Source organism: Pseudomonas sp. 39004 (assembly GCF_028682155.1).
GTDB classification, from domain to species: domain Bacteria; phylum Pseudomonadota; class Gammaproteobacteria; order Pseudomonadales; family Pseudomonadaceae; genus Aquipseudomonas; species Aquipseudomonas capeferrum.
Genome location: NZ_JANIAG010000244.1, coordinates 1 through 6,422, shown reverse-complemented (window position 1 = coordinate 6,422; position 6,422 = coordinate 1). Strand labels below are relative to the sequence as shown.

The following is a 6,422-nucleotide window of genomic DNA, read 5'->3' as shown; positions in this document are numbered from 1 at the left end:
AATTGCTGGTGGTAGGCGGCCATCAGCGCAGTGACAAGGCGGTGCCGGTCGAGGACCCGCAGCATGTGCGCAAGCGCCGCAGCTCGAACATCGACATGCGCGTCGATGTCAGCGCCGCGGCCTGCATCCGCCCCGCGAGTGCCAAAAAGCCACACTGCGGCACCTCGTATGCCACGCCGCTGGTCAGCGCGACGGTGGCGGCGATGTTGTCGATCAACCCGGCACTGACACCCGAGCAGGTCCGCATGTTGTTGCGGCGCAGTGCATTGACCTTGGGTACCGAGCAGGACTTCGAAGCCATGGATGCCGAAGACCTGACTGCGCCAATTTTGCCGTCTGAGCGGGGCGGCCGGCTGAACCACCCGGACCTGGGCCGCTCGGCGCGCCTGGACATGCAGCGTGCGCTGGACCTGGCGGTACAGAGCCTTGACCGGGTGCGTTGAGCGGTGGCCGCTGTAAGACAAATTCCGTAACATCGCGCCCCTTGATTGCCAGCCCGTCCGCCTGGACCGCCTCACAGGAACGCCATGAAACCCGCCCGACTCCGCGCCGACGTGCTCGCCGGCCTCACCACTTCGTTCGCCTTGGTGCCCGAGTGTATCGCCTTTGCCCTGGTGGCGCACCTCAACCCGTTGATGGGCCTGTATGGCGCCTTCATCATCTGCACCCTGACCGCGCTGTTTGGCGGCCGGCCGGGCATGATCTCCGGCGCTGCCGGCTCGATGGCGGTGGTGATCGTCGCGCTGGTGGTGCAGCACGGCGTGCAGTACTTGCTGGCCACGGTGCTGCTGGGCGGTGTGGTGATGATCCTGTTTGGCGTACTGCGCCTGGGCAAACTGGTGCGCCTGGTGCCTTACCCGGTGATGCTCGGCTTCGTCAACGGCCTGGCGATCGTCATCGCCCTGGCCCAGCTGGAGCACTTCAAGCAGGGCGATCACTGGCTCAGTGGAGCACCGCTGTACCTGATGATCGGCCTGGTGGCGTTGACCATGCTGGTGGTCTACGTACTGCCGAAGCTGACCCGCGCCGTGCCGCCCGCGCTGGTGGCCATCCTCGGGGTAGGCCTGCTGGTGTACCTGCTCGGTTTACCGACCCGTACCCTCGGCGACATGGCGCATATCGCCGGCGGCTTGCCGCAACTGGCACTGCCGGATGTGCCATGGAACCTTGAAACGCTTCAGATCATTGCCCCGTACGCGGTGCTGATGGCCATGGTCGGCTTGCTGGAAACCCTGCTGACACTCAACCTCACCGACGAGATCACCGAGAGCCGTGGCTTCCCGGACCGCGAGTGCGTGGCCCTGGGGGCAGCCAACATGGTCTCCGGGCTATGTGGCGGCATGGGCGGCTGCGCGATGATCGGGCAGACGGTGATCAACCTCAGCTCCAACGGCCGTGGTCGGCTGTCTGGGGTGGTCGCTGGGGTGATGATCTTGCTGTTCGTGCTGTTCCTGTCGCCGCTGATCGAGCGCATCCCGCTGGCGGCCCTGGTGGGGGTGATGTTCGTGGTTGCCCAGCAGACCTTTGCCTGGGCCTCGTTGCGCGTGTTGCACAAGGTGCCGGTCAGCGATGTGCTGGCGATCATTGCGGTGACCATCGTCACGGTGTTCACCGACCTGGCCATGGCGGTGCTGTTCGGTATCGTCATCGCGGCGGTGAACTTTGCCTGGCAGCATGCCCGGGAGTTGTATGCCGACAGCCACGAGGACGGCGAGGGGGGCAAGCGCTACCAGGTGCATGGCACGCTGTTCTTTGCTTCGGTCACGCCGTTTCTCAACCAGTTCGATGCGGCGGGCGACCCGGCCAAGGTCACCCTGGATTGCCAGCACCTGAGCTTTGTCGACTACTCGGCAATTGCGGCGTTGAAGACCTTGCGCGAGCGCTATGCCAAGGCGGGCAAGCAGCTGCGGGTGGTGCACCTGTCCGAGCGCTGCAAGAAGCTGCTGAAACGGGCCGGCGAACAGCACTGAGCGTTGTCATGAGATGCCTGGTGGGCGCGGGCTCGCCCCGCGAACACCGGCGAAGCCGGTGCCCGGCAGCGGCAGTGTCTGGGCCGGCCTCTTCGCGGGGCAAGCCCGCCCACAGAGATCAGGCCGGCTTTGGGCATCTGAGCAAGGCAGTTGCTGGCACTGGGCGCACGATCATTCGCCGCGGTTTTTCTTCACAATGCCATCGGCAATGCTGGCCGGCGCCTCGGCATAGCGGGTGAACTCCATCGAATAGCTGGCCCGCCCCTGGGTCATCGAGCGCATCGACGTGGCATAGCCGAACATCTCGCCCAGCGGCACCTCGGCACGAATCACCTTGCCGGCCGGTGTCTCGTCGCCATCCTGAATCATCCCGCGGCGCCGGCTCAGGTCGCCCATGATGTCGCCCTGGTATTCCTCCGGCGTCACCACCTCAACCTTCATGACCGGCTCCAGCAGCACCGCCCCGCCTTTTTGCGAGAGTTGCTTGGTGGCCATGGAGGCGGCGATCTTGTAGGCCATCTCGTTGGAGTCGACGTCGTGGTAGGAGCCGTCGAACACCGCCGCCTTCAGGCTGATCAGCGGATAACCGGCGAGCACGCCGTTCTTCATCTGCTCCTCGATGCCCTTCTGGATGGCCGGGATGTACTCGCGTGGCACCACGCCGCCGACGATCTCGTTGATAAACTCCAAGCCCTCTTGGCCTTCGTCGCCAGGGGCGAAGCGGATCCAGCAGTGGCCATACTGGCCGCGCCCGCCGGACTGGCGGACGAAGCGGCCTTCGATCTCGCAGGTGTTGCGGATCTTCTCGCGGTACGCCACCTGCGGCTTGCCGATGTTGGCCTCGACGTTGAATTCGCGGCGCATGCGGTCGACGATGATGTCCAGGTGCAATTCACCCATGCCAGAGATGATCGTCTGGCCGGTCTCTTCGTCGGTGCGTACTCGGAATGACGGGTCTTCCTGGGCCAGCTTGCCCAGGGCGACGCCCATTTTTTCCTGGTCGGCCTTGGTCTTGGGCTCTACCGCCACGGAGATGACCGGGTCGGGGAAGTCCATGCGTTCGAGGATGATCGGCTTGTCCATGTCACACAAGGTGTCGCCGGTGGTCCCGTCCTTCATGCCGATCAGCGCGGCGATGTCGCCGGCGCAGACGTCCTTGATCTCGGCGCGTTGGTTGGCATGCATCTGCACCATGCGGCCGATGCGCTCCTTCTTGCCCTTGACCGAATTGAGCACTGCATGGCCGGAGCTGAGTACGCCGGAGTACACCCTGGCGAAGGTCAGGGTGCCGACGAATGGGTCGGTGGCAATCTTGAAGGCCAGGGCCGAGAACGGCTCGTTGTCGTCGGCGTGGCGCTCGAGGTGTTTTTCTTCATCATCCGGGTCGGTGCCCTTGATGGCCGGGATCTCGGAGGGCGCGGGCAGGTAGTCGATCACCGCATCGAGCATCAGCGGCACGCCCTTGTTCTTGAACGAGGAGCCCAGAATGGTCGGCACGATCTGGTTGGCGATCGTGCGTTGACGCAAGGCGGCCTTGATCTCGTCGATGGTCAGTTCTTCGCCGTCGAGATATTTCTGGGTCAGTTCATCATTGGCATCGGCGGCGGCCTCGACCAGGTGCGCGCGCCATTCGTCGGCGAGTGGGCGCAGCTCCGCTGGGATCTCTTCTTCCCGATAGGTGGTGCCCTGGTCGGCGTCGTTCCAGTAGATGGCCTTCATCTTCACCAAGTCGATCTGGCCGATAAAGTGCTCTTCGCTGCCGATCGCCAGCTGGATCGGTACCGGGTGATGCCCCAGGCGCTGGTCGATCTGCTTGACCACGCGCAGGAAGTCGGCGCCCTGGCGGTCCATCTTGTTGATGTAGGCCAGGCGCGGCACATGGTACTTGTTGGCCTGGCGCCAGACGGTTTCCGATTGCGGCTCGACCCCGTCGGCACCGCTGAACACCACCACGGCGCCATCGAGCACGCGCAACGAGCGCTCCACTTCAATGGTGAAGTCGACGTGGCCTGGGGTATCGATGATGTTGAAGCGGTACTTGTCGGCAAACTGCTTGGTCGAGCCTTGCCAGAAGGCTGTGGTCGCCGCCGAGGTGATGGTGATGCCGCGCTCCTGTTCCTGGGCCATCCAGTCCATGGTCGCGGCACCATCGTGCACCTCGCCCATCTTGTGGTTGACCCCGGTGTAGAACAGGATGCGTTCGGTGGTGGTGGTCTTGCCGGCATCCACGTGGGCGACGATGCCGATATTGCGATACAGCTCGATGGGCGTTGTACGGGCCATGGCGGACTACCTGCGGGGATGCGGATTCTCCCAAGGTAGCAGACCGGAAGAATCCTGCTTTACCGCCGGGCCGTCAGTCGGCCTGGGCTTGCAGCAACCATTGGCCGTCCACTTCGCGGGCCAGGCCGCTGGCGGGCAGCAGGGCCAGCAGGCGCTCGTGCAGGGCGGCGTCGGTGAAGGTCTTGAGCTTGGCCAGGTCCAGTGCGCCGACCAGGTTCAGGTCTTCCTTGTGGTACGACAGCCAGGCTTTTTTCAGCACCAGCAGCACGTCGCTGCCTGCGGTGGTGGCGAAGCGGCGATTGAGCGCTCGGCCTTCGAGGGTGAAGTTGTGCTGATGGCTGTAGCTGCTCTGCTCGCCACCGTCACGGCAGCGGTGGCACTGGCACGGGCCTTCGGCGAACGCGTTGCGCAGGTAGTTGTTGAAGTCCACGACGGGCTTGAGGGACAGGCGTTTGTCGACCTCGAACAGGTCGGCGATCAGGGGTTCTTCGGCGCTCACTCGGGATCCTCGTGTGGTGTGGCGTGCATCGGCGGGCACCCTAACAGATCGGGGCATTCAGATCACCTGTTGGCGGCAGTGCGGCGATCCGAGTTGCCCGCGATCAGGCCAGTAGAGACAACAACGAAAGGCTGCCGTACTCTACGCGCCCACACGCCTACCTATCCTATTGAGGTAACCCGCTTGAGCAGCAAGTACCCGTACATCGCCACCGTGACCGTCAGCACCGAAGACCGTGGGGGCGATGTCGAGGCATCGGAGAACGCCAACATCCGTGTTGGCCTTGAAGCGGTGACTGAAACCCTGAAAAAGGTGCATTTCGTCGGCGCGCTCGCGGCCCCCGAAAAGCCCGCCACGCACATCTGCGTCACCCTGGAAAACGGCCTGACCTACTACGGCCCGATCGTCAACGGCCACGCCGAACTCGAAGGCGGCTGGATCGCCTTCGAGTCCGACATGCTCACACCCGAAGAACTGGGCCTGTAACCCTCAGTTCAGCTCGGCCAGGCACTGCTCGAGGATATCCAGCCCTTCTTCGAGCACATTGGCTTCGATGGTCAGTGGTGCCAGCAGGCGAATGATGTGCCGCGCCTTGCCGCTGGGCATCAGCAGCAAACCTTTGGCCCGCGCCGCTTCCATCACCTTGGCCAGTTGCGCGGGGGCTGGGCTGCCGTCGGCATTGACGAACTCGATGCCGCGCATTGCACCGACGCCGGTCAGGCGGCCGATGAAGGGGTGCTGTTTTTTCCAGCGCTCCACGCGGCTGACGATGGCCTGCTCCTGGCGCTCGCCCCAGGTAGCGACGTTCTCGTCGGTCATCTGCGCCAAGCTTGCCAGCGCCGCCGCGCAGGCAATCGGGTTGCCCGAGTAAGTGCCGCCCAGGCCGCCCTTGGGCAGCGCCGCCATCAAGGCCTGACGCCCGACTACCGCACCCAGTGGCATGCCGCCAGCGATGCTTTTGGCCAACAGCAGCAGGTCTGGCTCGATACCCAGGCGAGGGAAGGCGAAACGCTGGCCGGTACGGCCAAAGCCCGACTGGATCTCGTCGATGATGATCAAAATCCCGTGTTGGTCGCAGAAGCGGCGCAGTGCCTGGGCGAATGCCGGGTCGAGGGCGAGGAAGCCGCCTTCGCCCTGCACGGGTTCAAGGATGAACGCTGCCACGTCTTCGACCGCCAGCTCGACGCTGAACAGCCGGTCCATGGCCTTGAGCGCCTGCTCGCAGGTGACGCCGGTGTCGGCGCTGGGGTAGGGCAGGTGGTAGACCGGGCCGGGTAGCTCGCCGACCCGTTGTTTGTAGGGGGCGACCTTGCCGTTGAGGTTCAGGGTGGCCAGGGTGCGGCCATGGAAACCCCCGTCGAAGGCGATGATGGCGCGCTTGCCGGTGGCACCGCGGGCTACTTTCAGGGCGTTTTCCGCCGCTTCCGCGCCGCTGTTGGTCAGCATGCCGGCCAGCGGGTAGCTGACGGGGACGAACTGGCTGAGGCGTTCCATCAGCTCAAGGTACGGGCCATGGGGCGCGGCGTTGAAGGCATAGTGGGTCAGGCGGGTGGCCTGGGTTTGGATCGCCTCGACCACGGCAGGGTTGCAATGCCCCAGGTTGAGTACGCCGATGCCGCCGACGAAGTCGATATAACGTTTACCGTCGGTGTCCCAGACTTCCGCATTCT

General features: G+C 64.4%; 6 protein-coding genes. 3 read left to right on the top strand and 3 right to left on the bottom strand.

What is annotated here, in order from left to right; all coding sequences use genetic code 11:
- A partial coding sequence (locus NP534_RS25130) for a S8 family serine peptidase (protein WP_274100502.1) occupies positions 1-443 on the top strand: 443 nt, incomplete at its 5' end.
- A gap of 84 nt (positions 444-527) precedes the next feature.
- Entirely contained in the window at positions 528-1,970 is a 1,443-nt protein-coding gene (locus NP534_RS25125; protein WP_274100501.1) for a SulP family inorganic anion transporter, read from the top strand.
- 171 nt (positions 1,971-2,141) lie between these two features.
- Here NP534_RS25125 and fusA read toward each other — a convergent pair whose 3' ends face one another.
- Both fusA and NP534_RS25115 read right to left on the bottom strand, forming a co-directional pair.
- Positions 2,142-4,253 carry an elongation factor G gene (gene fusA / locus NP534_RS25120; protein ID WP_274100500.1) on the bottom strand — a complete coding sequence of 704 codons (2,112 nt, stop codon included), beginning with the start codon at positions 4,251-4,253 and terminating at the stop codon, positions 2,142-2,144.
- Positions 4,254-4,326: 73 nt separating this feature from the next.
- On the bottom strand, positions 4,327-4,752 hold the full coding sequence (locus NP534_RS25115; RefSeq protein ID WP_274100499.1) for a hypothetical protein: 426 nt from the start codon (positions 4,750-4,752) through the stop codon (positions 4,327-4,329).
- A gap of 183 nt (positions 4,753-4,935) precedes the next feature.
- On the opposite strand from NP534_RS25115, the gene NP534_RS25110 reads away from it, so the two are divergent.
- Positions 4,936-5,238: a hypothetical protein gene (locus tag NP534_RS25110; protein WP_033699169.1), complete on the top strand. Its 303-nt coding sequence runs from the start codon at positions 4,936-4,938 to the stop codon at positions 5,236-5,238.
- A 3-nt stretch (positions 5,239-5,241) separates the two neighbouring features.
- Here the strand turns inward: NP534_RS25110 and NP534_RS25105 are convergent.
- The coding region (locus NP534_RS25105; RefSeq protein WP_274100498.1) for a 2-aminoadipate transaminase at positions 5,242-6,422 on the bottom strand (1,181 nt) is incomplete at its 5' end.